Consider the following 1,629-nt stretch of genomic DNA (forward strand, 5'->3'; position numbering starts at 1 on the left):
TCAATTAAATCATGAGTTTGTGGTAAAACATAACAAACAATTCAAGCTGATTCGCAACGCTCGGCGCTTTCGGTTTCAATTAGTTTAGTGATTACGGTGAAGTGCTTAGGTAATGTGGCAGCGTTGCTCACAACTTAATTGGGCGTTAGTTGCCCAGCCGACATAATCAGTCTGCTGGAAACTTTTGTTTTTGGTGGAGTACACGCATAATTCGAATGATGTCTCCGTCAACCCAGTAGGAAACTATCATCGAAATCTCAGGAATAATGAGCAATCGCCCTCTAATTCCGTCTCGTTGGACTACCATTTGGGGTTGCTCTAAAAGGTTCTCAACTTTTGTTTCGATGATTTCATCTGTTTTATCAGCAGCTTCGGGGTTGAAGTCATAAAGAAACTCAAAGATCTTTTCACGATCGTTAAGAGACTCTTCTTCCCAAAAAATCATAATTTGCCTCGGTTACGTATTTTGGCTTTGCGCTCGGCCATACGAGATTTGGCTGATTCATGGTCAACAAAAGCGGCTTTTCCTGAGTCAAACTTCTCAAAAGCTAAGTTTACTTGTTCAGTTAACCATGCATCGTGAGATAAAGTCTTTCTCTGTTGGTCGGCCAGTTGCTCAGTCAGTTCGCGACAAGCATCACTTAGTGTTCTGCCTTGGCTTTCTGCCATTTGTTGGGCTAGTCGCTTCGTTTCTTCATCAACACGAAATTGAATTCTAGTGTCCATGATGCACTCCATATCTTCTGTGTGTACAAATGTTAGCACTAGGTTTGAAGTTGGGCAACTAACAATAAATTTAAGAGTGATTCACAACGCTTGGCGCTTTCGCTTCAAGCAAATTTAGTGTTTATGGCACAATGGTTTAGGTAAGGTGGTTAGCGTTGTTCACACCTTAATTTGGCGTTATGAGTATCCGCAATTTTAGAGACAAGGAGTCCATTTTGTTCAAGCTGTATTACTATCCAAACAATGCGAGCCTAGCTCCTCATTTTTTGCTTCATCATTTAAAAGCAGACTATGAGCTGTTGTTAGTTGATAAAAAATCGAACTCTCAAAAATCAGCGGATTATCTTAGGCTCAACCCAGCAGGGCGCATACCGACCTTAGTCGTTAATGACCAGCCAATTTTCGAAAGTCCAGCTATCTGCATGCACATCTGCGAATTGCACCCTGAATCCGATTTAATGCCATCGCTAGGTGAGCCTACTCGTCCTTTGTTTTATCAATGGCTCGCGTTTCTCAATAATACGCTTCAAGCTGAGCTTATGGTTCGCTATTACCCTCATCGCCACACTAACGATGAAGCTACCATTCCAAATGTTATAGCGGCGCAGGACGAAAGAATTGCTGATGCACTGTCAATAATTAACGACCAGTTAGAGCATCATGAATACTTGTTGGGTGGTACCTTAACCGCATGTGACTACTTCTTGTTTATGCTTGCAGAATGGTCGTTACCAATTGAAAAGTCACCACTCGATTTCAAACACCTAGCAGCGTATTTAAAGCGTCTTTGTTTGAACCCAACAATTAAAGCGGTTTGCGACATCGAGGGTATAGATCTCACACCATTTGAATCATACTCATAACAAGCAATTTAAGAGGGATTCACAACGCTTGGCACTTTTG

The 1,629-nt window shown here is 41.7% G+C and carries 3 protein-coding genes; 1 reads left to right on the top strand and 2 read right to left on the bottom strand.

Annotated elements, in window-relative coordinates; translation table 11 throughout:
• Positions 1–166 precede the first annotated feature (166 nt).
• Both ELS82_RS24720 and ELS82_RS24725 read right to left on the bottom strand, forming a co-directional pair.
• The gene (locus ELS82_RS24720; RefSeq protein WP_134837740.1) at positions 167–445 is read right to left on the bottom strand and encodes a type II toxin-antitoxin system RelE/ParE family toxin; all 279 of its coding nucleotides are present in this window, start codon (positions 443–445) and stop codon (positions 167–169) included.
• Positions 442–726 carry a type II toxin-antitoxin system RelB/DinJ family antitoxin gene (locus ELS82_RS24725; RefSeq protein ID WP_004413678.1) on the bottom strand — a complete coding sequence of 95 codons (285 nt, stop codon included), beginning with the start codon at positions 724–726 and terminating at the stop codon, positions 442–444. The genes ELS82_RS24720 and ELS82_RS24725 overlap by 4 nt, the downstream gene beginning before the upstream one ends.
• 215 nt (positions 727–941) lie before the next feature.
• On the opposite strand from ELS82_RS24725, the gene ELS82_RS24730 reads away from it, so the two are divergent.
• Complete coding sequence (locus ELS82_RS24730; protein WP_134837741.1) at positions 942–1,589, top strand: glutathione S-transferase family protein; 648 nt, start codon at positions 942–944, stop codon at positions 1,587–1,589.
• The last annotated feature ends 40 nt before the right edge of the window (positions 1,590–1,629 follow it).

The sequence above is a fragment of the Vibrio ouci genome (genome assembly GCF_004551525.1).
GTDB classification, from domain to species: Bacteria; Pseudomonadota; Gammaproteobacteria; order Enterobacterales; family Vibrionaceae; genus Vibrio; species Vibrio ouci.